The organism is Giesbergeria giesbergeri, assembly GCF_054779375.1.
The window spans coordinates 305,758-329,658 of the sequence record NZ_BAAGYJ010000002.1 but is presented as its reverse complement, the minus strand read 5'-3'; the positions used below and the strand labels follow the sequence as shown (position 1 = coordinate 329,658).

Sequence of the window (23,901 nt, the reverse complement as noted above, 5' to 3'; positions counted from 1 at the left end):
ACAGGCAACGGCCACCTTGATGTGCTGACCGTACGGCAAGCGAAGCGCGCAGGCCCGGATCGGGAAGCCGGGCCGGAGGCGTCAGCCGAGCGGAGCGAGGGAACGATGGAAGCCCGAATGGGGCGAGACGCCGCAGGTGGCTCGATGCGCAGCAGGACAGCGCGACCGGCCATGTCTTCTTGGCCGGGGACGCCCATTTCAGCTTGAGCAGGTATGGATGGCTGCAGCAGTTGAAATCTACGCAAGCACCCCCACTTTCCCTCTCGATGTTCGCCATCTACACAAGGGGAGGGATATGGCAGATTTTTGCATCACGGCCGTGCGGTACAACCAAGACCACAGTCACATCGAGTTCGTTCGTGTAAAAGAAGAAAAACCCGGAGAAATCGGGCCGAATCGAACTGTGCCGCGAGCGTTCGTGGCCGACCTCATTCGCCTTGGCAAGGTGACATTCCAGACCCGGACAGAAACGCCCGAAAAAAAATGGAAGGTTGGTGCGCAGGTGCATGTCATCGACGATGTCTACCTGACGACCAACAAGAACAGCACCAAGCGGGACAATCTGGAGAACCTGCCGGAGTTCTAAGGGGCTCGTGTTGCCTCGCGTCGGGTTTGAAGGGGCGTCCTGCGACGCCCCAGGGCCGGGTCAAACGACGACCCGCCCAGCCAGGCGCGCATCGCGCGCATAGGCGCTCAACCGCTTCTCGGCGCGGAACGACAGGTCACGCTCGATCGGCAGGCCCAGCCCACCGCGCACAGTCGCCAACTCGCCTAGGCTGACCCAGCCGATTTCCGGCATCCCCAAGCCCAGGTCGCACAAGCCGAAGGCGTGATCGTGGTCGTCGGGATCAATCTCGGTCAGCAGCCAGGTCGCGCCAGCGTCCGGCGTGAAGAGCTTGACCACGGGCGCCGGATCGAAGTCCGGGTTGTCCAAAGAGTCGCGGCCGTTGGCCAGCAGCATCGCGCGCTGCGCGTCGGTGATGAGTGCGTTGTTCATGGTGAACTCCTGAAGATTGCCGGGCGGAATTGCCCGTCACCTCCGGGGCACGACGCAGCGCAAGCGGTCAGGGGTCGAAGACGGCCGGAGGCCGCCAGCGTGCTTGCACGCGCAGCCCTTGACGGCGAGAACGCCGTGGCACGATGAAGGGAACAGCAAGACCGCCCCACCCCACCACACACGCAGACCTGCCTTTGGCAAGTGCGCAGCACGCGCAGGCCTGTAGGACGGAGCTACGCCACTGGGCGCAGCAAAAAGGGGCCGAAGCCCCCGTGGTTAGAGCAGGCCACATTCGGCAAATGAAGTGGTGACCGCGCCGCCGACGACGACGTGATCCAGCGTGCGCACGTCCACCAGCGCCAGGGCCTCCTTGAGACGCTGGGTCAGAACCCTGTCGGCCTGGCTCGGCTCGGGACTCCCGCTCGGATGATTGTGCGAAAAGACCACCGCTGCCGCGTTGAGCCGCAGGGCCTCCTTCACCACCTCGCGCGGATACACCGATGCCTGGTCGATGGTGCCGCGGAACAGTTCCACGTACTCGATCAGCCGATGCTGGCTGTCGAGGAACAGAGCCGCGAAGACTTCGTGCCCAAAGCTGGCCCGCTTGGTGCGCAGGTAGTCCATGACCAGCGCCGGCGATGTGAACAGTGTCCCGCGTGGGTTCTTCAGATCGATGACCTGGCGTGCCGCCGCCAGAATCTGGTCCGCCGACACCAACAGGTAACGCCCCTGTGCGTCACGCACCAGCAGCGAAGAATCGAGAGACAGAGAAAGTTGCGACATGATCGTGCTCCGGTTGCTCAGGCGGAATTGCCTGGAACCGGCCCCAGCACGGCGCAGCGCAAGCTGTCACAGGGTCGAAGACGGCCATGGCCGCAAGCGCCAAAGGCGCGCAGCCCTTGACGGCGAGAACGCCGTGATACGGTGAAGGGAACAGCAAGACCGCCCACAGCCCACCACCCGCAGAGATGACGGATGGGCAAGCGCAGCGCGCAGGCCCTCAAGGGCCGGAGGCGTCAGGGATCAAAGCCGGATGGCCGCGACTCGGCACGAGGCGCGGGGCACAGCCCGCGAGCCCGACGGCGGAACGCCGGGATGCACGCAATAGAGTCAGCAGATCAGAAGTCGAAAATCCGTGCCAACTTCAATCAATGTCAGTTTTCTTGATCTTCGGGATATGCCGCTTGGGGAATCGGTACCCAGCCCTCGCGGGTGATGCCTGCCCCGATGCGTATGTTTTGGCTTTCGGTCGCAGCCCAGTGTCCGCCCCGGTGCAATATGGCACGAATCACCGACTTCCGCGGATGATCCTCATCCGCCTTGGCAGAGCTGCAGATTGCATTCCAAGTATGCTTGTCTGGCATGCTGTCCAAGCGTGGGCCAACCAGTTGGTCCAGAATTTCAGTCGAGACATTGTGCCGCCCACCATGGTGAGGCACCTGAAAATACCGAATGCCCGGTAGCGCGAGTCCGGCGAAAGGCGCGTAGCCAATCACTTCTTGCAGCGCCTCACGCCCGGCATCGCCAGTGAGCATGACACGATGACCGTTCAAGACGGCCGACTGCACCACGCTCATTTCATTTTCACGACTGGTCGGCTCGGGCGGGAAATATTCTTCTCCCCACAAGGACTTGATGTAGGCGGTCGCAGCCTTCACAGCCCGGAATATGCTGCTCAGCGCGCTATCTAGAGCACTTTCTTCAACAGCTTCCGGAGTCTTCGCGGAGTCCACGATCAGGTCCAGGTAGCGTTCCAGGCTAGGAGCCATGACCGTGAACGGGCCGATGCTCTGCCCCTGTAGAGGCGCATGGATTGGAATTTTCTTCGCCACCGCAAGATCCTCAAGAATTGCTGTGGCATCGTAGATGGAGCGCAACTTCCGTCGCAGTGCTTCAACCGATTCATAGGTTTCAAAGCGATCGATCAACTGGTCTGCGTATATCCACGGCCGGTTGATCCAAAGATTCTTGACCGTGCATTGCTCCAGGACTTTTCGCAGCCCATTGGCGTGATCGCGATCGGGGTGCGTGAGGATCACATGGTCGATGACTGTGGTTCCATAGAACGTCTTCAGATGCTCGACGATCTGATCCCCTGTATCCAGATACCCACCGTCAACGACGTGTACACCCTCCGTACCATTTACCGAGTAGCGCAGCGTGATCGCATCGCCGCTTTTCGCGGTTTCGACGCCAAGAAAATCGATCTCGAAGTAATCAGCCATACATCCCTCTTGTTCTATGCCAACAAAGTGCCGGTGGCTTCACATCTACCAGCGATCCACAGCACACGTGAGTCCTGTCGGAGTCCACACCAGCGACACGGCGGGAAGCCCGCCAGCATCCTCTGCGATGCCGCGCAATGTATTTCGATCTATGCCCGAATGTGGGCCACCTTTCGGGTGGCTGTGCCAGGTGCCGATGAAGGCGAGATACCCCAAAGAGGCAGCGTTTGCGGCGCGCAAATTTTGAACAAGCCCATTGGTTCCGAGGACGAAACGGGCGGCCTCTCGCACGCTATCAGGCGGCGCCTCAATAAGGCCCGCAATGGTAATGGTTCGATTTTCAAACGAGATGCGGCCGACCAAGGTCCCGCCTGTTTCCAGTGCTCCCCAGCGCAGCGCTTCAGCATGGATCGCTTGCGCGACCGGGTGCAGAACTCGAATGTTCCAGCCACCATCGTCGGCTACGTCGAGCACGGTGGTCGGGCCAAGGCTGGTGCGGCTCCATGCCATGCCGAGTCCTTCGGCATCCGATATCCCGGCGCAAAGCGTCGCCTCCTTCGGAAGCCCGTCAACGAGCCAGCGCTCCAATTGCAAACCGGCCAGTGACGCAGAACGCGAAACAACGGCATCAGACATTGGCATCGTCAGGGAACGGCAGTTGTCACCCACGAAAATGCGTGTCGGCTCAGAGGTGTCACCGGAGATCGAGGCACGCAGCTCCGGCACAAACCGGCAGCACTCGAACAAGAATGCCGTAAGGTCGTCAACCCGACCGGCCCGGCCAGGTCCTTCGAGCAAAACCGCGACGCAGCGCCCGTGTCCATACATCACGATCCTTGCCAGTCGCGCAGGGGATTGGTTCAGCGCCGTTGATTGTGCTTCTGCGGCCAACACCTGAAGTGAAGCCGTCGCATCCACGATGAGGGCAGCATCCTGCGGAACGGTTGCAGCAAACTGTTCAGGATCGACCAAGAGAGTCGCTGCGTCGGTGTCGAACGCTCGCGATTGAAGATGAGACAGGCTTTCAAAGGCCGTCTTCATCAACGCAGACTTCCGCGGTGGGACCAGCACCGATGCCCGCTCAATAAGTGCATGTCGCGCCGCGTTATGAGGCGACATGGATTCGTTATCGACGAAGGTCACTGAGCCGAAACCCGCTCGCCCCAGTTGCAGCGCAATTTTCGATCCCACGCTTCCGCAGCCGAGCACGACCAGCGACTGCGATGTGGCCGCTGATGGAATGCCGGACGTCCTTGCCAGCAATTCGGGAGACAACGAATGCGCGTGAAAGGCTGGGTGAACCGTGGCGTTTCGCTCCAAGAGCGATTGAGCGTTGAGTTCGTAGCGCACCACATAGGGCAATACCTCGACACTTCTCCCCGGGGAGCCCACAAGCGACGCTGGCCTTTGTACAGCCAGAATCACAATCGCGTACACGCCATGCAACCAGCCCCGCGAGTCCTGCTGCCGATCCAGGATCGAGCGCCCGTAGTAACCATCCAAGCCTTGGGCCAAAGCGCCACGATCAATGCCGAGTTCTGCTGCTCGATCAAGCAGCGTCGCAAGATCGACAACCGTCTCCGGTTGGTAGTGTCCGACCACATGCGGGTGGCCTCCGGTCATGGTAGCCCGGGCAATGAAGGCGGCGGTGTGGCCGTTTGCCCATTTGCCCAATTTGTCGTTGTGAGTCTCCTGGTAAAACACAGGATCGACTTGCGGGGTCAATTCGGCATTGATGATGGCGTATAGACCGCCATCAATCGTCACGTAGCCTGCGGGGACTACCAGAATGGTGCCGTCAGCGGGAGCTGCGGCCGCAACCTTCTCGGCACTGAATACCACGGTCGAAGGACAGCTGTCTCGTCGAGTCGGCTCCCACCCCTGTTCAAGGTCCAGCAACGTGCCCGCTGCGGCCTTGTGCAGCCAATCGATCAACTGATCGACAATGGCGTCTAGGCCAAACCGATGCAGCAGTTCGTTGAGCGCCCCCTCGAACAGGCAAGGCGAGACCAACTCGCCCTCGCGATGAGGGTTGATATGCGGCAAGTTGAGCGGGAAGTCCGCACGCAAGAATGGCTTGGGCGCGGACAGGGGCCATTCAGTGCCGAACACCAGAACGCATGTTTCGACCGAGCGTACTCCGGTCTCGGATACCCCTCTGCGCCGAGACCTGCTTGGCAATTCAACGGCAACATCGACTTCAATCTGCGTCAACGCGCCCAATGCCGTTGGCTCGCCAACGCGGACAAGGCCCCGATGCCGCTGAAGTTGATGCAGTGCGTCCGCGATGCGGTCCGTCATGATGCCCCGTGCGGCATGGGCGTGCGCGCGGAGGTGATCACGGCGGCAGCCTTCGATCCGGCTTCCTTCTTCGAAGGAGGCTGCACACCCTGAGCGGTGACGGTGAAAACGAGGGGCTCCACGGATTTTTCGCTCGGATATTCGCCCGTGCAGTAGAACTCGCCTTTTGCGTCGTTCACGATCGCCACGTACTCACGCTTCGCGCGGATGCAGGGCGGATCGCTGTCATCGTCTGCGATCGGCTTGCAGCTGGCGACGATAACGGCACCATCACGGGTCTGCGAAAGTGCCTTGCGGGCATCGGCGTCGAGTTTGGCCTTCTCGCCGAAATCGGACCAACTGTCATAGGACAGCGAATGCCAGGAGCAGTGATGCGGTGCCTGCATGATGTCGTACTCAAGCACATCGGCTTCAGTCTTGTGGCGCTGCCACTGGCGGTTCCAGATGAATACCTCGGCATCGCCACCAGTCAGGAATTTCGCGCCATCCGGCGTCTGCGCATCGGCGGCCAATGTGATGTTCAGGATCACGCTGGACTGGTTCTTGACTAGGCACTCTTCCTCTTCTTCGTCGTCCTGGGCATCCAGGGGAGCCAAAAGAAGCGCGGAGAAGAATGCCGAACTCTTGCCATTGATCGTCGAGAAGCGCGTGTCCACCTTCCGCACGATCGAGGTGAGATCGTCGGTTTTTCCGTCGATGTCCTCGCCCATGATCTGAATGCGGTCACCGTTCCCGACGGCAAAGTTCTTGTCCCGGTTCAGTTGCACGCGCCGGCGTGCCTCGGTGTTGAAGGCCTTGGCGTCGTCGCTCAAGGTATGAGTCTTGCTGGTGCGTCGAAACACGATCGGGGACGACCACATCTCGCGGATCACGATCTTCTTGTCCTTGTCGTCCTTCTTGTCATCCGGGTACTTGGCGAGCGGCCCCAGGTAGAAATGCCGCGTCAGGCCGCGGCAATGATCCTGATCCGGGTGGCTCAACAGGAAGGCATCGACATACGGCCTACCGTTCTCATCCTTCTTCAGCCGTTCGCGCAAGTCCTTGGCAACGTCGCGCACGTCCTTTCCGGGGTCGTCGGCGTCCTGTCGGATGTTGATGTCGATCAGCAGCGTCGTCGCGTCGAGGTCGCCGAACTTGATGAGCGTCATGTCCCCGTTATCAACGGGGAAAAACGTGATGGTGGTGGGCATGAGGGTCTCCGGGTAGACGACCGAAGGATGATCGCGTATAGTTAATATACGACTATTTTTTACGCCCTTCTACTTTTTAGACGCTATTGATGCAAGAGCCCCCTGTTACTGCCGCCGAGCCCGCTGAATCCAAGGGATTAAGTTGGGGGCTGGAGAGCAGACTTCAATTCATCGATTTTCGTTTGCGCTGGGAGCGGCGCATCAATCGAATGGATCTCACTGAGCACTTCGGCATCTCTGTTCCCCAGGCTTCACTGGACATTGCCAAATACACAGAGTTGGCGCCGGGCAATTTGGTCTACGACCGCAGCTCCAGGACCTACACGGCAGCGCCGGGCTTCCAGCCGCTGTATCAACGAAGCTCGGCACAGCGCTATCTGGCAGAGTTGCTTGCAACCAAGATGGGTGTTGTCGAGCCGGCTGCCAGCTTCATCGGTTCTGCGCCAGAGACGGATTGGGCACCTTCCCCTTGGCGCACGATCAATGAGCAGACTGTCGAAGCGGTGGTTCGGGCAATCCGGCAGCGGGAAGCCATTCGGGTGAGCTACCAGTCCATGACGTCCCTGGACGAATCGATTCGCTTGCTGTCACCGCACGCCCTTGGCAACGACGGTTTTCGCTGGCACGTGCGCGCGTTTTGCCACAAGCGCCAGCGCTTCAGCGATTTCGTTCTCGCCCGAATTCTGCGCATCGACGGTTTCGAGCTGAGCCAAGTTGACTTCAGCCAGGATGCGCATTGGCATACTGTGCTGATGCTGGTCCTTGCGCCGCACCCTGATTTGCCCCCGGCCAAGAAGCGAGTCTTGGAGCTGGATTACGGCATGGAATACGGACAGGTCAAACTTCCATGCCGCCAAGCGTTTCTGTACTACACGCTGAGGCGTCTGGGCCTGCATACCAAGGAAGCGCCAGACCCTCTCGCGCAGCAGATCACGCTGAAAAATCGCGATGAAATCCAACCCTATATCGATGCCTTGACGGCACAGGCCTGACTTCATATGACAACCTTTTTTGAGCTGGTCAAGGACCCCTACGAGCGCAAGGCGCGTGTGGTCCCCGGACTTCTTGTGGCCCTGCCGGTGCTGGTGCCGCTTCTGTGTGTCTACGGGCCAAAGCATCCCGTGCTTACAGGTGTGATCGGCCTGCTTGGTGGCTGCGGCGCTATCTATGCGCTGGCGAGTGTCGCCCGCGGGCGCGGGAAACAGCTTGAAGAGATGCTGGTTGCAAAGTGGGGCGGCATGCCCACAACCATCGCACTGCGTCATCGCGACAAGTTTCTCGATGGTGTCAGCAAACAGCGTTATCACACGGCGATCACGGCCAAGCTGGGTATCGACATGCCAACGGCAGAAGAAGAGTCAGCAAGCCCTGACAAGGCGGACGATATCTACGTTGGCGCCACCAAGCGGCTTCGCGAACTCACGCGCTCCAACAAGCAGCTCTTGCTGAAAGAGAACATTGCCTATGGGTTTCACCGCAATATGCTGGCGATGAAGCCGGTCGGTATCGTGTCGTGCATCCTGGGCATCATCTACGGATTGCTGATTGCGAAGGTTCTGCAGGTAGTCCCACCCCATTTTGACCCAATGCACCTTGCCGATCCGGGGCTTGCCGCAGGCCTGACGTTGCTCATTTCGTTGGCCTTGCTTGCTGCTTGGCTGCTGTACTTCGATCAGGGCGCAGTCAGGCGGATGGGGTTCGTTTATGCGGAACGCCTGTTCGAGTGCTTGCCGTCTTTGTCTTCTTCGGCCCCGAGAAAAAAGCCTGCAAAACCGACTGCGGACTAAGATTCAACGCACTCTGCGGATAGGCATAGGCGCGTAACTCCGCTGGAATGTTGGCCTATCGGCTGACTTTCGGCAGAGGATGGTCAAGTCTCGTGGCTGGCGGCCACGTGATTGCGATGCAGGTCCGAAACCACGGCGATCAGCCTGTTGATCGGTTCGGCCAGCCGCTTCGGCAATACGCGATGCTGGGTATGGGTTTTCAGATCGGCGATCCAGCGATGCGCCACCCATACGTCCTCTTCGGGGTGGTTGTTGTCCACGCCGTTGCAATACTTGTAGCCAACGAGCGCATCGGTGTGCGACAGCAGGATGCGCGCCATCGTCATGTGGAAGCGATGGGCCTGGAGGTCCGCCGGGCCTCTGGGACGCGGTAGGGTCAGCCGTAGGCATCGCTGGGCGTTGAACTCACTCCAGTCGGGGCCAACGACTTGCCCCGCGCGTTCCAGCATCTTGCAGGACTGCTCGTTCTTGCCGTTGACCAGGGCAACGGCGACCGTACCCTTCGGGTACTCCAGCTTTTCGGCGAGTAGGTTCATCCAGCGCACCAACTTGTTCAAGGTCTCATCGTCGGCAAACACAAGGAACTGATGGCGTTGCTCGTCATCCAGAAACGCCGGCAATTGCGCGTAGAGGGGGTACAGCAGGTCGTGGAGATAGATGTAGGTCTGCCGGCGTCCTTGCTCGTGGCTCCGCGTGGTTGCGGTCAGTACCCGCTGTGCCCACTCGGGCGTGAGTTCGTCCAGCGCCATCTCGGTGATGTCGATGGAGATCAGCGGGAATCCTAGCGACTTTCCGATCAGCGCCTTCCGCCCGTCAAAGGCGTGGCCGAGTTCAATTTCAACGCCGCCCAGCACCATCGGCTCGGTCTGGACCGGCGGCCCGAGCACAGCCACGTCAAGCCGGAATTTGCTGCCGAATGGTGTCTCCAGGGGATGCTCGGTTGCCACCTGGTCGGCGCCGAGCAACAAGTTGCCTTCCAGCGGATAGTCCGACGCATCCGCATCCTTGAACGCCCACGGCATCGCAAGCCCGGCATGCAGGCGTCGTGAGAGTTCAGCCGCAACAAGTTCTTTCGCCCGCCGGTGTTCAGGGCTTTCCTGCACGGCGCGCCACCGGCTGGCCTCTTCATCGTCGAAGTGCGCTTTGGGGTTGAAGGTGTGCTGGGCAGGAAGCACCCGGAAATGGGAGCGCCGACGCAACTTCCCACTCTCGAAGGAAGGGCTGACCCATGTCACCAGCTGCTGTGATGCGCCGGGAGATACCAAGGGCCACAGTTTGCGCGCATGCTCCCGGCTGCGAACGTCGCGCGCGGCGATCGTGGTCTGAAAGATCCCTTTCCGAGAGAAGACAACGATCGCCTCGTCCATTCTTGTCTTTCCCTTATGGCGATACGGCCGCTAATTTCGTGGTGCTATCCAGCTTGCGGTGAATCAGCGATACCAGCGTCAGGATGTCCAGTGCGTCCTGTTCGGACATCGGCCAGTTCGTCTTGGGTGCATGGGCCAGCGGATTGCGCACGGCGCCAAACAGGCCGATCAACAGATTGGCAAAGCCTTTCTGCTCGCTCTTCTCGGACTCTGTGGTGAGCGGCCCCAAGGCCAGAACGGGCTGCTGGCCTGCGAATGCCTTGTTCACCAGCTCAGCGCCATCGCCATTCAGGCCCGACAGCAGGCGAATCCGCTCCGCAACGCCTTTCGTTGCCTCGAAGACCGCATGGAAATAATTTTCGTCCAGTAACTCGGCGCGGCAGTAGTTCAGCACTTCCGTATGCACGATGCGACTTTCCAATGCAGCCTTGAGCCGTCCCGCGCGGGCTCGCGCGGCATCGAGCGTCGTGGCCTTGTCGGCGTACCCGACCTTGCCGTCGTCACGCACGTAGAAACCGGAGAAGGCAAGGACGACATTGAGTTCGTCGCACCGCCAGGCGAACGTCGCAGGGTCGCGGGCGTAGTTCACCGGGTTCATCGCGCGATTGATGAACATGATGAGATGGTTGCCGATTTGGTGGTGGTTCTGTGCGCCGGCCAGCGCATTGAACAACCGCTTCCACTTGGTCATGCCGGGCGACGTGTCGGCAATCTCGATTTCTTGCCGCAGGCGTTCGATCTGCGTGCCGCTCAGGCCACGCTCGGTATCGGCGAGCACGCGGCACGCAGCTTCAAGGTGCTGTGAGCTGAACGGTGGAATGCGTGTCATGAGTCTTCCCTGTTGCCTCTCAAGCCCATTCAAGCATGGTGATGACCACCCGCCCCTCGGTTCCAACCTCCACAAACAGGGCATGCTCGTAGCCAAGCTGCTGCTTGTAGCCCCGAAGTTTCCGTAGGTCGATCTGTCGGTCAACGCGGCTCGTTGACTTCTTGAACTCCAAGACCAGATAGTTATTTCTCGTGCCTCGTCGATGAACGATCACATCTGGAAATACTGTCTTCGCCTCATCATCCTCGCTGTCCGGATACAGCTCCAGATGCCCGAGCCTCTTCGGCTCAGCGCCATCGCGGTTGTATTCGCAATCCACGGTCCAATCAGGAAAATGCCGTTGGAGATACATCGCGAAGCGAAAGGTGATGGATCGTTCGTTGGCGTCGATACCGAGCAAGTCATGGTCGTTTTCCAGCAGTTCGGACAACGCGCGGGCCACGGCCTCGCCTGGCGGATGGTGATTGAGGTACCGAATTTGTTCTTCGGACAATGCCATATCCATGCTCGCCTACTGAAGACTCACGTCAAAGGGCGCATACACCGATCGAAACATCGTCAGAATTTTCCGTCTGGCTTCGTCCAGTTCGTCGGCAACGCGATGCGTGAGCATGTACGTGGGGCAATTCGGCTGACCGCACCCACAGTGTCTGATCTCCCCTTCATTGAGACGGGTCACAAAGATGCGGCGAAGCCCATCGACCTGGCGAACCACCTTTGCAAGCACTGCGCGGATGCGTTGATCTCGAAGATGATGGATCGAGGGGATACGCCTGATCTCGTCTCCTTCGCGCGTCCGCCAAACGCCTGTGTTGAGTGCGCCAATGGTGTCTTCGATCGCCTGCTGAAAAGCAGGCAGAGAGCTTTCCTGCTGAAACGGTGTCCGAAAGGCCGGGCGATCGAACACGGCCGCCATCAATTGCAGTGCATCGGCGTCCGAGAGATCGGGGAAATCGTCCACGAACTTTCGGATCTCCATCTCAGCGTCGGGAAACTCGATGCCATGGACGAAACGGTGCAGCAGGTACTCGGCGCGAAGCCGCAGGTTCTCCTCGAATTCCACGCCCGACCATATCGTCACATGCGCAACCCCGAGGGATGCCGCGGCTTGCTCGATTCGAGTTCGGCTGGCGTCCGAAACAGGGCCACGAGAGACGAACTTGAAAGCATTCGGCGTCCCGCCAGCGGCTTTGACCGCCTTGGACATGTCGCCCTTGGCCTTCGCTAGGGTCAGCGTGTCCCGGTTCGCGCATTGGATGATGGTCTTGCGTGCCGGCTGGTCGTCGAATGGCTCGATACCCGCGATGTCCCGCCCTTTGTCGCCTCCCGATTGGCCATGCCAGATCAGGTCACGCCAGCCAGCGCGCACGTGGTATGCAAAGACAAGGCGCTCAAACTGGATGCCGCTGTAGTCCTCGAAATGAATCGGAGAAACCGTTATCGTCGCCATACTCTCCCCCTTTTCCTTGGCTATTTGTCTTCAGTACGCCTCTCTACGCTCCAGTGAGTTCCCGCGATAGCAATTGAAAGCCACCATGTCGTCATGCGGTGGCAACTCATATCGCCGGACAACCACGGAGTTCGACATGGAGAATAACCCGACAGGAAACATAGGCCGAGTCAACGGTACCGAGATGCGCTCGCCGTCCGCCCTCCCCCTGCCCGGCTCGATCGCCTACGGCGATCTCCCCCAGTTCCCGAAGTACGGCCTGCTGCCATTTCGGCGCACCATCCGCCGTCATGAGTTGCGTCAGATCGTCCCCTTGGCCGAAACGACGATCTACGAAATGGAGCGTCGCGGCGAGTTCCCACGGCGTTTCAATCTGACGCCGCGCTGCGTGGTGTGGGACCTGGCCGAGGTCGAGGCCTGGATCGAGGAGCGCAAGCAAGCCCCTCCCATCAGCGCCGCCAAGCCGGATGTACACCTGCGAAAAACCCGCCCTGTTCGGGCGGGTTCCGGTCAGGAATGAGGCTGGCGACGGCCTCATCCAACGAGAGATTCCAGCTCCTTGGAAGCTGAGCGCGATAACCGCCGCCCCTCCTTGGCCACGTTGACCTGCAAGGCAACGCACGCCACCTCCAGAACGTCCATGGCCAGCGAGTAGCTACCCTTTGCCTGCAGCCAGGTCAGCACATCCGCCAAGTGCCAGATCGATGCGCTGCCTTCATGCACCGGCGCTGGGAAGGTGCCCGGATGGGCCAGCATCAGCTTGCGCATGTTCTGCCGCGACACGCCCACGATGTCGGCCACGTCGGTCAGCCCAACTAGATCAGGCGCGACCTCGATCAGCCTGGCCGATGGCACGACGCTCCGCACGTCGGCCAACGCGCTGCGTACAGCCGCGTCCGCACTGTCCGCCTCTCGGGTGAACTCCAGCGCGAGCCGCCCCGGCTGCCCGATGCCGACCAGGGCATCGTCGCACCCGGCCTCGCCCAGACGCTCGACCAGTGCATCCGGGTCACGGTCATCGTCGGCGAGTTGGTATTTCAGGGTGAAGGTGTATTCCATCGTGCTACTCCTCGGCATCGTCGGCTGCCTCCTGCTGCTTGCGGTGCGTCGTGCAGTTATCCACGACTCGCCGCAAGGCACGCGCATGGTTGCCAGGGTTCTTCGGCGTACTCCACACGCTGGTGATACAGAACTCGCCGCAGCGACACTCCGCATCGTTGTACGGACAATAAATCCGCCCCCAGGCGTGGCTGCCACCGACTTCCACACGCCAGCCCTGCCCTTCGGCGTGCCTGAGTGCTTCCTCGACTTCTTTCTTCGGATGAGAGGACCGGGCCATCAACAGTCTCCAGTATGGGAATGATTGCCAAGGTTGTCAAGTGACAACCTTGGCCCTGCTTCAGGCCATCGCACTCAACACCGGCACGACCACGTTCTCCGGCATCAGCTTCGGCACGTAGGTCTGCCCGTCGATCCAGGCATCGACCATGTTGGCCCACTCCTGAAGCATGTGGCGCCGCTGCTCGGCGTACTCGGCCTTGTTGTAGATCGAGCGCGAGGAACGCCCTTCTTCGTGCGCAAGGCACTTCTCGATCCAGTCGCGGTTGAACCCGATCTCGTTGAGCAGCGTCGAACCCGTGCGGCGCAGATCGTGGACGGTGAACGGTTCCAGGGGCAGGCCTGCGGCCTTGGCCCGCTGCGCCACGATCTGTGTGACCCGGTTTAGGGTCGCGTGCGACATACAACGGTCAGAGTCGTAGCGCGACGGCAGCACGAACTTCGAGCCGGCCGCGCAGGTGTGCAGCGCCACCAGGATGTCAAGCGCCTGGCGCGACAGGTAGACCACATGCGGGTTGCGCCCCTTCATCCGCTGCTTCGGAATGGTCCAGGTCGCGCTCTCGAAATCAACCTCGTCCCAGATAGCCTCGATCAGTTCGCTCTTGCGCACCAGCGTCAGCAGGACCATGCGCAACGCCAGCCGAATGGTCGGATAGGTGGCCACCGACTCCATCTGCCGCGACATCAGGCGGATCTCCAGCGGCGACAAGGCGCGGTCCTTGGGCACGAAGGTCGCAATCGAGGCTGCGCCCACGTCGGCCGCCGGGTTGTCCACCTTCTCCCCATGCAGGATGGCGAAGGCATAGACCTGCTTCACGATGTCGCGAATGTGCACCGCGGTGGCCGGGGCGCCCCGCCCTTTCACCTTGCCGCACAAGGCACGCAAGTCGTCGGCGGTGATTTCGTTGAGCAGGCGGTTCTGGAAGGCCGGCAGGATGTCCCGATCGACGATGCTCTTGCGCATCGCTCGCGTGCTGTCGGCCATCCGGGCACCGGCCATCCACTGGGCGGTCATGTCGCCGAAGTTCTTGGCGGCGGTCAGGCGGCGCTTCTCGCGCTGCTTCTCATGCGCCGGGGACTTGCCCTGAGCGACGGCCTTCTTGGCGTCCAGCAGCTTTTCGCGGGCCATCGCGAGCGAAATGCCGGACGGCCCATACCTTCCAATGGTCAGCGTCTCGCGCCGGCCGTTGAGACGGTAATCGTAGCGGAAGGTGACGGTACCGGTGGTTGATACCGTTACGTACATGCCGTCGCGGTCGGAAGCCTTGTAAATCTTGGACTTAGGCTTGAGATTGCGTAGTGCGGTGTCGGTAAGCATCGAGGTTTTTCCTCCTGTTCATGACGGCTTTTACCGTCAGGGGTCAGGAGACCTGCTGATGCTCGGAAAGCCGCATGAAACAAGCTTTCCTGAGGAGTGATTTACCGTCAAAGACCGGTTTGGTCTGGATAGTAAACGGGAGGGTCTTAATCCGGCCTCCGGTTTCTACCGTCGCCTCTACCGCCAATCCGTTTTGCTGATCGGCGATAGCCACCGATAGCTGCCGTGACGCATTTCTTTATAAATCAACACGTTAGGACAGTTTTTCGATAGGTCACGATAGTCCCCGAAGGACCTGATTTCACTCCCACTCAATAGTTGTTTGCGACCACAAACCTAGAATTTATGCGGGTTTGGAGACATACTGATCCAACAGTACCATCATCAATACCATCACTGCAATCGTTCACTCAGATTTTGCATAACGCCTCGTTTTTTCTCCATCTCCCGCTGCACCTGTGTCTTGAATTCGTCTCGACCCAATCGATGGGTCTGGTACTGACGCCGCAGCTGGGAGATATTCAGGTCAATCTCGCGCGCCTTGGCATTGGCCTGTGCAACAAGGTTGCGTCGCATCACATCAGCCGGATAGCTACCCAATTTCACCCCAACCGATGATGCGATGGCCTGCGCTACCGACATTTCACGACCGAAGGCATCAGTGCGGCCATGTGCAGCATCGCTGACCGAAGACCATGCGTATGTCTGTCCGGCATTCTTAACCCCCGACGCCTCCTCTAGTGCCCAGCCAACTGGATTGGGTAAGAGCAAATTGGGTGCAAACGCCTTATAAAAGTAGTCTGCCAGCTTGGCTGTCTTCTGGGCAACGGTATCGGTCTCTTGTGTGATTGGCTTACCGGTGAAGCTCGTCTTGTTCAGTACCACTTCAAACAACATGGCCAATGGCCCCGTAGGCATCAACCCCGGCAACATAGGGATGGCAGCATGCCCTTGGCCCACATCAAACACATCGCCCACCGGTATCCAGCGCCGAATGTCTAAATAAACGGGCGAGTCATGGGCATCATTCCACGGCATACGAATCAGCTTGGGCACCATGCCCCAAATAGCACCGGCCTTCTCTTCTGGTAGCAGCTTGCGCTCCTTGTCATCATCGCCACCAGCCAGCATGCTCCCTAACGCGTTAAGCCCACCGGCCAGCGCCATGAGCTTGAGCAGCTTGTGCGGCTTTTTGGCGGCAATCTCTGCCAGCATCGGCACTGCCCGATAAGTGAACGCCAAAAATGGCCACCCAGACTTGCGCATGGCGTTGATCCAGGGAGCATTGATGCTGTAATCCAAAAATGACTTGCGCGCCACCTTGCCAGCGGCCATGTCATCCAAGCCATCCTCCTTAGCCTTGAGCCATGCTGCCAGCCGAAACACATCATCCTCAGCTTGGTAGATGTCGATCATCGCCTTAGCCGCTTTACCCATCCCCTTGCCCGGTTTGCTGGCGACAGCAGCTGCCCAGCTATCGGAAAATCTGCCGTGGCTGGCGTGTTGTAGGGCCGCCATTACGCCTATTTGCGCCTGCATACTGCCGCCATCGTCTTGCCCAAGCTCTTCCTCCAGCGCCGCCAGCAGCGGCTCCAACTGCTCGTTGGCAATCTCTTGGGTGGCCCACGATCCGGTATCGCCACCACTGTCCTGATACCTATTTAGCACCTCCTGTGCCGCCTCGCGGTCAGTAATGCCGCCCAGTTTTTGGCTAGCAGAAAGCAAAATGCGCAAGGCTTTGGTCACATGGCCGGCCCCCACATCATGCCAATCAGCCATCACAAAGTTGGACATGACATTGTTCATGTGCACGCTGGGCGACAGTGCCGTCTTGCTGGTTTTCCACAGCGATAACAACTTGTCATATTTCTCACCAAACGGCTTGAAGTGCCCACCAGCAACCACTTGACGCACATCATTCCAAATCGGGCCAGGAAGATAATGATTGGCCAACTTCCCATACTTGAGCACCTCTGTGCCGGGTATCTTCACATCCGGAACCCTCACCCATTCATTGGTGGCAAAAGTGTCACGCATCCGCTCAGAGGCATCCACTACAGTGCCATCTACCTGATCAGCGTCTTTCTTGCCATAGTTTTGGGCCATCCACTCCAAATAACGTCCCACCTCCACATCGTGGATCATCATCTGGAGCGTCTTGGCAATGGCAAACCGGGCCTCGTCAATTTCACCCATCTGGGTGCGCTCATTCTTGGTAAAGTCGCGCCACAGCACCACCTTCCCTGCTTGGGTGTCGCGCACTTCCCATGTTCCTGCCGGCGACCAGTCACTGAGCTTGTCGCTGTACTTGCTGGGGATGGGTTCGCCAACAGGCCAGTACGCCACCTCCTGCAACTTGCCCGGTTGCTTACCCTCCATGCCTGGCAAAGGCTCTACCCCTTCACCAGACGGCGCGCGCCGCTCTAGGCGGATGAACTTCTGCCCCTTCAGAGATGTATCGACCTTGTAGGGCACCACCTTGCGCCCCCACCATTCAGGAGCGGCATTGCGCATCTCAGCCATAGAGGCAAATTCGCTCAGGCCACGGCCTTGGTATTGCTCCCCTAAAACGGCAATAGCCCGTGAGCGCACGGCTTTCTCTTCGGCGCTCAGGCCCAAGGTGTACTTCTCATAGGATCGATGCAGGTAGGCGAACTTATGCCGCTCGTACGCATCTGGGGACAACTGCCCAAGGCGCACCGCCTCACGGCTCAGCTTGTCGATCATTTGCTGCACTTCTTTGAGCACCTTGACCGACTCTTGGGGTAGCCCCTGCATCACGGAATCATAAGCAGCCGCGTCAGCCCCCTCCTTCATATTCATCCACTCATAGGCCACCCGGCTCTCAGCCCGCGTCAGGGTGGCCAGTTTCTCCACGAGGGCGCCCGTCTTGCGCAGCTGTACCCGCTGGCGGCCTTGGAGTAAAGAGCGTTGGTCAATCACCGCTTCAGGTACCCCGTAATCTGAAACGACACCCGCCTTAACCCGTTCAGGAATCAGGCGCTCCAACAGAACAGCCGCCTTGTCGTAAACATTGCGAGTCACCCACTCAACACCGGTGACGCGGGTAATGGCATGGGCTACAGCATCCAACGGTGCTGTACGCCCTACAGACTTAGAAATCAGCTGGTTGGCCCGTTCGGCAGCCGAAGGATTCGGGGCTTGACTGAATGCGTCATCTGCGGTGAATGCCCAATCGCTCTGGGTAGCGGGGGCATCGTCTTGAAGACGGGTGAACACGCTGCGCACGTAGGCTTTCGCTTCTATGTTGGTCATGCCACGCAAAAAGGCAGCAACTTGCCCAGCATTGAATTTATCCGCCATCTTTGCCAGCCATTGCACAACCCGACGGTAGGTATTTGCCTTCACATTGTTGGATTCTTTGCCTCCCTCAGTGTCTTCAGCCAGCCGTGCCAAGGCTTCGTCCACCCCGCGTGCCCGGGCGTACTCAACCCCACCAAATCGAATAGCTGCAGCCCCTTCGCTCGTCCGAACCCACTGATTGGCGAATCCCCGTACCCACATGTCACCGGTATACAACGCTGTCATCTCAGCGATAAACTGGTCTTTTGTCAAAAACCGGCGCAATCCGTAATGGAGCAATTCATGCCAAAGAGTCTTGATCACCTCAGTCCTGTTCGGGATCTGGCTAAGGAAGAGATGCACCCGACCACGATGCACAGCACCCGCGATAGCGTCGTTATTGCTTGCTCCCGGCAAGACCCCTACGGCGCTATCAGCAATGACAACAGGAGCCTGATGAGCAAACTGGGCCAAAAATTCATCAACTACCTGCGTCGCCTCGCTGATTGAGATGCCTGCCCCCTTACCCGGTGCGTAGACAATAGGGGACACCTGCACAGCATCGCCCCACTGTTGTGCATTTAACGAGCCATTGAGCGGGGCAGCCCTTGCGGCTGTAGGATTCTTTGTGGGATCGCCGAGACTCAGGCGGGAGTCGGGGCTTGGTGAATCCGCGCGTTGGGGAATATTTTTTGCAGCGAGGCGATCGATTCGCGCTTGTTTTGCTGTAACGACTCGAGTTCGGAGCTCGTCAGCCGATCGGAAGCCAATGAGGTATTGAGCTTCTGCTGCGGTAAGCTACTGGGAGCCGAAGCCGAAGAGTTCGCGGACAACTTCTCCATGACGGGCCTCCAGTTGGTTGACGGTTTTGCGATCAGCTTGAATTTTACCTCCGCGCATGGCATTGACCAACACCACGGAGCCAGCCACGTCACCGCCACTGCTTTGAATATAGGCGGCCAAGTCGGCCAAAGTGCTACCCATAGTGGTCACGTCATCCACCAGCACATAGCGTCGGCCAGGCTCAACATAACCTGAAAACTCAGCACGGGCCAGTAAACGCTCCATCGCACCCGCCCCAGTGTGAAATGCACGATTGGCCTGTGCAATGCTGGTATCGACCTCTGCACCCGAATTGGCCGCATACATCATGGCCAGAGCATTAGGGATCTGATTTCGCCCTGCCGCCTCTTCAGCATGGACAGGAACAAACACCACATCAGATCCAAACTTTTCATGGGCCGATTGCAAATCTTCTGGCTTCACAAGATCCTGCACCAGCGCGGCGGCAGCCATGAGGTCACCTCCCTTCGCTGCCTTGTAATCTGGGTGCGCCTTCATAGGAATATCATTTTTGAAGGTGCCAATCACCGTGGCGCTGCCTTCATTAAATCCCCTGCCCCCATGCGCCCGAGATGGTGCAGCGGGTGCAGACACGCTCGCAGCAGAATCTTTCAGCCGAGACAAGCGCGTGGCCCCCACGTACCCTGATGGCTGCCCGTCGCGCTGGCCGGCCACATAATCGCGTGCAGCGCGCACCAGATCGGCCACAAACCAGTCAGCCTGTTGCTGCTCATCCAAAGAGCCATTGAGCCAAGTGGTGAGGCGGTCAGCCAGCTTCTCATAGCCACGGCGATCAAGAAAATCCCGCACCTTTAGCACTACCTTGCGCCAACCCTTGAGCTGGGCCAGTTCCTTGGTCGGAATGTCAACAATCACCTCTTCCGTGGCTTCAGCATCTGACAGACGGCCCCGCTCTTGTAGTTTGGAGGCCTGTTTTCGCACACTAGCGTTGTGGACCCAAACCATTTGCATGGCGGACTTCAAGCCCTCCACACCCAGAACGGCCCGTAGCCCAAAGTGAGCCGCCTCATGCTCTGCCAGCACATGCTCAGCCTGCTCAAGACTTTGCAAGCCAGACCCGAACAGGTAGAACTCTCCTTCGTGCATCGCACCCTGAACGTCATACCAGGCATCTTGCCGGTTGATGTATTCCATCAGGCTGTAAGGTGCACTGGATGGGTCAGCCAACACATTCACCTTGGGCATATTCGGCATTCTGGCCTTTAGCCGGTCAGCCAAGGCTTGCAGATCCTGCAATGGGACGCCAGGCACACCATCGACAGAACCGGCGACGCCTATAGCCAACCGTGTGTCAGCGCCTAGGGGTGTCTTTTCTGCCTCTACTGGTTCTCTGCGGCTATCGACTGTGGCTTGGCCTTCTGCTGCTCCCGGCTGTCCTGCTGCGGCATGGGGTCGGGGGGCTGCATCGCTTTCAGGGCTGCGGTGATCGCCCTGCGTATCTGGGGATTGCTCTCGACTTTGCCCATCAGGGAGCGAACTTTCTCGATCGACTCCCCGCTGGGAGTCTTGGTTAGAGTTGTCATTTGGCGTCACCTCTCTGGCTTGTGTCAGTAAATCGGATCGTGATGGTGCAGGCCCCACATCACCAAGGATTGACGATTGCCGTGGGTCTCCAACCTGCTCCAGTGCCTCGTAATAACGCTGGAAGAACTCTGCAATCCGCCGTGGGCTGCGCATGTTGTCTGCCAAGAACTGCATCAGTGCGGCTGTTTCTGGGGAATATTTGGGGCCAGTCAGATCCGTCTGTGCCAACTCTTGCGCCACCGTCCAGCCCTTATCGCGCAAGGCAGACAAGCCTTCTACCGCCTGTACCAAGTCGGGTGCAATGTCTGCCTGATGCAAGGCCCCAGCCTCCATGCGCTCGCGCGCCGATGCAATGGTAGGTGCCACTCGCAGCAGAGCCTTACTGATATTGAGCAAGTTGTTGTCCATGCTCTCGGTCATCCGGCGCAAGGTGGGTGAATCCCCATACGCCTTGGCCAGTACCGCATTCTGGATGCGCCGGTACCCAGCAGCCGACAAACGCCCGTCGGCCTCCATCATCTCGCTTTGTTCAGTAATGGGCAGCGTGCTCCTGAACTGGCGAATAAAGTCACGGCTGTTAGAAAAATCGCCATCCTCCGTGGGGTTGAGGCCCTCTAGGCTATTGAGCCGAGCTGCATCCGCCTTGGCCTGCTCACTGGGGCTCATGCGCTGCACCGTGCTGGCATTGGCTTGGCGTGCAAACTCAGCCCGGTTGACGGGCGTGGAGCGCACCCGTACCAATACCGGTTTGGGCGTCACATCCACTTGGGCTGGATCAATACCAAACTGGGCGGCGTTGTCCCGCAGGAAGGCTTTATAGTTTTCGGCCTTCTGGCCTTTGGCCTGGTACACGCGCTTGAGGGCAATCGTTCGGGCATTGCCAGACTCCACCAAGCCGTCCATCCCCACAATCGGCGCACCGGTGGCGGCGTCCGCCGAAGCACCCAACCGTTCTGGATCCAGCTTTTGCACAATGCCTGATACCTGTAACTCACTGGCACTTCGGCTGCGGTCGCGTGGCTGCAACTCTTGTGGATACAGCGGATTGGGTTGCAAGCCCTCAGTATGGGATGTGACCAGATCATCTGCACTCATCAGCGCATAAGTGCCAGCGAGCTTCACGCCAGAGTCGGTACCAAAGGAAGTAGGTGCCCCTTTAGCCGCCTGTGGCCATGTCGCTGCAATTTGGTTGCGCTCTTGCTCCAGCATGGCCGCCTTGACTGCCAACTCTTGGCGTGACTGGTCAAAAGCGGGGCCGTAGCCGTTTTCTGGGGTCTCATCCTGCAACCGCTCCCGAACGTGCGCCAGTTCAGCATCCAGCTCCACCGCCCGATCCAGTGCCGTCAGGGCCACCGGCTGCTTGAGCGCCTGTTCGGCAGCACTAATGGGGGCATCGTCGGTAATGGAGGAATTTTCTTGACTGGAAGTAGCTTGCTCAGGTGGGGCAGGTGAAGTATCAGGGGTGGGCGCTGATGTTTGTTCCCCTGAACTTGGGGCGTGCCCATTGCCCAGCGCCTGCTTGCCATAAGCAAAGCCGTGCATCCCCCCGCCCATTGCCAAACCAGCCGCAGCATTTTGGGCAATCGCCCCGCCGACATCCAGCTTGGCCGATTGATCCGCCTGCACCACGGCACCATGTTGCACCGTATCCTCCGACACGCCTTGAACCACCTCCTCCACCGTGTCTTGGCCAACCCGCTTGGCCAGCTCTTTGCCCGTCATGCGGTCAACACCGGACACCGTCTTAGCTGTCGCATCACCACCGAATATCTTGTTCGTGATGCCTGTCCCTAGGCCTGTGACCACCGCCGAGGGCAGTGCTGCCTGGTCGGCCAACTCATTGGCCAGCCGTTCACGGGCCTTATACGGATTCTTGACCTCCGCCATCAGCTCCTTGTACCGATCTGAGGATGCGGCGAGCTTATCCAGCGGCATCCCCATCACCTGCTGATAAATCCCCTCCGAGGCATTCATGCCCGATGAGGCTGCCTCTGACAAAAGGCCAGCACTAGAAGCCCTAGCCACGGCCTGCTGTTGCAGCGGCGCCATTGCTGCGGCCGCCGCTTCCGCCTGTGCTGCTGCCGTTCCACCCGCTTTGGCTACGCCCACCGCAGCCGCATCGCCAACATTGGTCGCTGCCGCCAGCTTGCCACCGGCGGCCAAACGCGCCATACCCACGCCCATCAGCATATCGGGCACCGAGCGGGCCATCGTGTGGGTGAAGGCCATCGGGTTGTCCGCAATGGCTTTGAGGTTGCCTACAAACCCTTCGGCTTGTGCCGTTGCCTGCTGTTGTCGCAACAGTTCGGGGTTAGTAGCCGCATCCGCTGCCATGATGGCTTGGGTGCGACTGCGGGCATCCTCTTGCAGGCCTAAGCCCATCCGGGCCATCATGGTCATGGGGTTGGCCCAGCCCCCATCTTCGCCCACCTTGGCGTTTTCCAGACGCTGCTCAGCGGCAAACTGCGATGCCATCTGTGCAGTCTGCTGGATATCTGGGTTCGCCTTGGCATCCATGCCTTCCAGCTTATTCGCCAGCCATGTCACGCCGCGATCAGCCAGCGCGACACCACCAGCCACCGCCGCCAATGAATTAGCCGCCGGTGCCTGCAAGAACTTGCCAATACCGCCTTGGATACCCAAAACGCCGGTACCAATGCCACTCGACACTGCACCGGCATAGTCCCCAGCTTTCTGTAGCGCAGTCCCTGGCATGGGTGCCTTCGGGTCAATGCCTGCCTCCACAAACAGGTCTCGCCCACCACCATCCAGCGGCGCTTTGGGATCAATGCCCGCCTCTGCAAACAGATCACGCCCACCAGCTGGGCGATTGCGATCAATCCCCAACTGGGCAAACACGTCGCGCCCCGCAGTGCCCGGTGCTTGCTGCGAGGCACCAGCCGACAAATTAGAACCACCCTGCGCCGAGCCAATCACGCGTGTTAGCTTGTTCACATAGGCCGGGTCAGTGGCATAGCCGCCTGATTTCAATGCTTGGGCAAACTCTTGCGATGTCTCTGCTACCCGTGCATCCGGGTATTTGCGATCCAGCAGCCGCACGACATCCCGCACCGACTCTTCGTAATCAGCGTATTGGCGGTAACGATGGTTCGATCCCTCCGCCTTGTCAGTGGCTCGGATGCCTGTTCCATCCTTGGAAAAATCCTTGATGTTGAACAGATTGTGGGTATCTACCCCGTCACCCTTGATCGTTGCGGCCCCGCCACGGGTTTCCAACTTGGACAGCCCCAGCAAAAAATCATAGTTGTAGCCCGTCTCCTGCGCCACCTTCTTGATGGCATCTTCCGGGGAGAGCTTGGTATCACCCCCCTCAGACCCCCTGACCTCAATTCCCAACTCAGCGAACAAGTCCCGTGCCATAACAAACCTTTGGTTGAACCTCCAAAG

At 59.4% G+C, this 23,901-nt stretch carries 19 protein-coding genes; 5 read left to right on the top strand and 14 right to left on the bottom strand.

All coding sequences use genetic code 11. The features are described 5' to 3' along the window. Positions 1 to 217: 217 nt before the first annotated feature. Positions 218 to 586 (top strand): DUF3892 domain-containing protein, encoded by a 369-nt coding sequence (locus tag ACYVB2_RS05700; protein WP_382430632.1) that lies wholly within the window; start codon positions 218 to 220, stop codon positions 584 to 586. Positions 587 to 646: 60 nt separating this feature from the next. Here the strand turns inward: ACYVB2_RS05700 and ACYVB2_RS05695 are convergent, their stop codons facing one another. From ACYVB2_RS05695 to ACYVB2_RS05675, 5 genes are all read right to left on the bottom strand, one after another. Beyond that, positions 647 to 997, bottom strand: coding sequence for a DUF2958 domain-containing protein (locus ACYVB2_RS05695; protein WP_382430634.1), 351 nt, complete (start codon positions 995 to 997; stop codon positions 647 to 649). Between the two features lie 276 nt (positions 998 to 1,273). Further along, complete coding sequence (gene radC, locus ACYVB2_RS05690) at positions 1,274 to 1,780, bottom strand: RadC family protein (protein ID WP_382430636.1); 507 nt, start codon at positions 1,778 to 1,780, stop codon at positions 1,274 to 1,276. Positions 1,781 to 2,151: 371 nt separating this feature from the next. After that, positions 2,152 to 3,222 carry a ComEC/Rec2 family competence protein gene (locus ACYVB2_RS05685; protein WP_382430638.1) on the bottom strand — a complete coding sequence of 357 codons (1,071 nt, stop codon included), beginning with the start codon at positions 3,220 to 3,222 and terminating at the stop codon, positions 2,152 to 2,154. A gap of 45 nt (positions 3,223 to 3,267) precedes the next feature. Next, positions 3,268 to 5,523 (bottom strand): ThiF family adenylyltransferase, encoded by a 2,256-nt coding sequence (locus ACYVB2_RS05680; protein WP_382430640.1) that lies wholly within the window; start codon positions 5,521 to 5,523, stop codon positions 3,268 to 3,270. Then, positions 5,520 to 6,713 carry a ComEC/Rec2 family competence protein gene (locus ACYVB2_RS05675; protein WP_382430642.1) on the bottom strand — a complete coding sequence of 398 codons (1,194 nt, stop codon included), beginning with the start codon at positions 6,711 to 6,713 and terminating at the stop codon, positions 5,520 to 5,522. Before ACYVB2_RS05675 ends, ACYVB2_RS05680 begins: the two co-directional genes overlap by 4 nt. Before the next feature lie 89 nt (positions 6,714 to 6,802). Between ACYVB2_RS05675 and ACYVB2_RS05670 the strand changes: the two genes are divergently transcribed. Both ACYVB2_RS05670 and ACYVB2_RS05665 read left to right on the top strand, forming a co-directional pair. Next, positions 6,803 to 7,705, top strand: a complete 903-nt coding sequence (locus ACYVB2_RS05670) for a WYL domain-containing protein (RefSeq protein ID WP_382430643.1) — start codon at positions 6,803 to 6,805, stop codon at positions 7,703 to 7,705. 6 nt (positions 7,706 to 7,711) lie between these two features. Then, entirely contained in the window at positions 7,712 to 8,500 is a 789-nt protein-coding gene (locus tag ACYVB2_RS05665; protein WP_382430645.1) for a hypothetical protein, read from the top strand. An 83-nt stretch (positions 8,501 to 8,583) separates the two neighbouring features. Here ACYVB2_RS05665 and ACYVB2_RS05660 read toward each other — a convergent pair whose 3' ends face one another. Genes ACYVB2_RS05660 through ACYVB2_RS05645 form a run of 4 tightly spaced genes read right to left on the bottom strand, consistent with a single transcriptional unit; the run spans position 8,584 to position 12,146 of the window. Beyond that, the gene (locus tag ACYVB2_RS05660; protein WP_382430647.1) at positions 8,584 to 9,867 is read right to left on the bottom strand and encodes a hypothetical protein; all 1,284 of its coding nucleotides are present in this window, start codon (positions 9,865 to 9,867) and stop codon (positions 8,584 to 8,586) included. 13 nt (positions 9,868 to 9,880) lie between these two features. Then, positions 9,881 to 10,696: a TIGR02391 family protein gene (locus ACYVB2_RS05655; RefSeq protein WP_382430649.1), complete on the bottom strand. Its 816-nt coding sequence runs from the start codon at positions 10,694 to 10,696 to the stop codon at positions 9,881 to 9,883. A 19-nt stretch (positions 10,697 to 10,715) separates the two neighbouring features. Then, positions 10,716 to 11,195: a hypothetical protein gene (locus ACYVB2_RS05650; protein ID WP_382430651.1), complete on the bottom strand. Its 480-nt coding sequence runs from the start codon at positions 11,193 to 11,195 to the stop codon at positions 10,716 to 10,718. A gap of 12 nt (positions 11,196 to 11,207) precedes the next feature. Then, positions 11,208 to 12,146, bottom strand: a complete 939-nt coding sequence (locus ACYVB2_RS05645) for a hypothetical protein (RefSeq protein ID WP_382430653.1) — start codon at positions 12,144 to 12,146, stop codon at positions 11,208 to 11,210. Positions 12,147 to 12,330: 184 nt separating this feature from the next. Between ACYVB2_RS05645 and ACYVB2_RS05640 the strand changes: the two genes are divergently transcribed. Next, on the top strand, positions 12,331 to 12,666 hold the full coding sequence (locus tag ACYVB2_RS05640) for a helix-turn-helix transcriptional regulator (protein ID WP_382431252.1): 336 nt from the start codon (positions 12,331 to 12,333) through the stop codon (positions 12,664 to 12,666). A 14-nt stretch (positions 12,667 to 12,680) separates the two neighbouring features. Here ACYVB2_RS05640 and ACYVB2_RS05635 read toward each other — a convergent pair whose 3' ends face one another. From ACYVB2_RS05635 to ACYVB2_RS05620, 4 genes are all read right to left on the bottom strand, one after another. Further along, positions 12,681 to 13,205, bottom strand: coding sequence for a helix-turn-helix transcriptional regulator (locus ACYVB2_RS05635; protein WP_382430655.1), 525 nt, complete (start codon positions 13,203 to 13,205; stop codon positions 12,681 to 12,683). Between the two features lie 4 nt (positions 13,206 to 13,209). Beyond that, positions 13,210 to 13,485 carry a hypothetical protein gene (locus ACYVB2_RS05630; protein ID WP_083881241.1) on the bottom strand — a complete coding sequence of 92 codons (276 nt, stop codon included), beginning with the start codon at positions 13,483 to 13,485 and terminating at the stop codon, positions 13,210 to 13,212. 60 nt (positions 13,486 to 13,545) lie between these two features. Further along, the gene (locus ACYVB2_RS05625) at positions 13,546 to 14,802 is read right to left on the bottom strand and encodes a tyrosine-type recombinase/integrase (RefSeq protein WP_382430657.1); all 1,257 of its coding nucleotides are present in this window, start codon (positions 14,800 to 14,802) and stop codon (positions 13,546 to 13,548) included. A 393-nt stretch (positions 14,803 to 15,195) separates the two neighbouring features. Then, positions 15,196 to 18,351, bottom strand: a complete 3,156-nt coding sequence (locus tag ACYVB2_RS05620; RefSeq protein WP_382430659.1) for a hypothetical protein — start codon at positions 18,349 to 18,351, stop codon at positions 15,196 to 15,198. A gap of 57 nt (positions 18,352 to 18,408) precedes the next feature. On the opposite strand from ACYVB2_RS05620, the gene ACYVB2_RS05615 reads away from it, so the two are divergent. Continuing rightward, positions 18,409 to 18,615, top strand: a complete 207-nt coding sequence (locus ACYVB2_RS05615; RefSeq protein WP_382430661.1) for a hypothetical protein — start codon at positions 18,409 to 18,411, stop codon at positions 18,613 to 18,615. A gap of 288 nt (positions 18,616 to 18,903) precedes the next feature. Here ACYVB2_RS05615 and ACYVB2_RS05610 read toward each other — a convergent pair whose 3' ends face one another. Further along, positions 18,904 to 23,874 carry a glucosaminidase domain-containing protein gene (locus ACYVB2_RS05610; protein WP_382430663.1) on the bottom strand — a complete coding sequence of 1,657 codons (4,971 nt, stop codon included), beginning with the start codon at positions 23,872 to 23,874 and terminating at the stop codon, positions 18,904 to 18,906. Positions 23,875 to 23,901 lie beyond the last annotated feature (27 nt).